General features: G+C 64.0%; 1 pseudogene and 1 other annotated feature. The pseudogene reads right to left on the bottom strand.

The annotated features are described in order from the left end of the window. Positions 1-12: 12 nt before the first annotated feature. A pseudogene (locus tag AC0L3S_RS39035) lies at positions 13-1,244 on the bottom strand (IS3 family transposase). After that, positions 845-961 (bottom strand) — a sequence feature (AL1L pseudoknot). (Overlaps the previous pseudogene by 117 nt.) Positions 1,245-1,279: the final 35 nt, after the last annotated feature.

Here is a 1,279-nt window from a genome sequence, read left to right on the forward strand (position 1 = left end):
GTTTGGTTTAAGTTATGCCGCCATAGCTTGTTGTTCCAGCATGGCGTAGTAGCGTTGCTCGGCTTCGGCTGGTGGGATGTTGCCGATGGGCTCCAGGAGCCTGCGGTTGTTGAACCAGTCCACCCATTCCAGCGTCGCGAACTCGACGGCTTCGAAGCTGCGCCATGGTCCGCGCCGATGGATCACTTCGGCCTTGTAAAGGCCGTTGATGGTTTCGGCGAGAGCATTGTCGTAGGAATCTCCGACACTGCCGACAGAGGGCTCCACACCGGCTTCGGCCAGGCGCTCGGTGTATTTGATCGAGACGTATTGGCTGCCCGCTGTCGCTGTGGTGCACGAGTCCGCCGCGATGGACCGGCCGTCGATCGTGCAGGGCCTGCTCCAGCGCATCGAGCACGAAGCTCGCATGCGCCGTGCGCGAGGCCCGCCAGCCCACGATCCTGCGGGCATAGGCGTCGATGACGAAGGCCACGTAGACGAAGCCGGTCCAGGTCGCGACATAGGTGAAGTCGGAGAGCCAGAGGACGTTCGGCCTCGGCGCCTTGAACTGGCGGTTGACGTGATCCAGCGGGCATGGCGCGGCCTTGTCGCTGATCGTGGTCTTGACGGGCTTGCCGCGGATGACCCCTTGTAGGCCCATGTCCCGCATCAATCGCGACACCGTGCAACGGGCAACATCGAAGCCTTCGCGCTTGAGCTGGCGCCAGACCTTGCGCACGCCATAGACGGAGAAGTTCTCGTCAAAGACGCGTCGAACCGCGATCTTCAGAGCAGCATCCTGCCTGGCGCGCGCCGACAGCCTGGCGGGATCGCGCCGCTTGGCGACATGGGCGTGGTAGGTCGAGGGGGCGATCGGCAGGACCTTGCAGATCGGCTCGACCCTATGCGCCCCACGATGATCGTCGATGAAGGCGATCATGGCTTGGACCGGCGGTCGAGCTCCGCCATCGCAAAATAGGCGCTTGCCTTGCGCAGGATCTCATTGGCCTGCCGAAGCTCGCGGTTCTCCCGCTCGAGGGCCTTCAGCTCTCGGCCATCTCGGTCGGGACGCCGGCCCGCTGCCCGCTATCGATCTCGGCCTTCTTGACCCAGTCATGCAGCGTCTGCGGCGTGCAGCCGATCTTCGCGGCAATCGATGTCACCGCCGCCCAGCGGGACGGATGCTCGCTGGCGTGATCCAGAACCATCCGAACCGCACGGGCCCGGACCTCGGGTGAAAACTTGTTCGTCGTCTTGCTCGTCATGGCTCCATCCTCTCAGGAGTTGGAGCCTCCGGCAA

The organism is Bradyrhizobium sp. Ken01 (genome assembly GCF_055807355.1).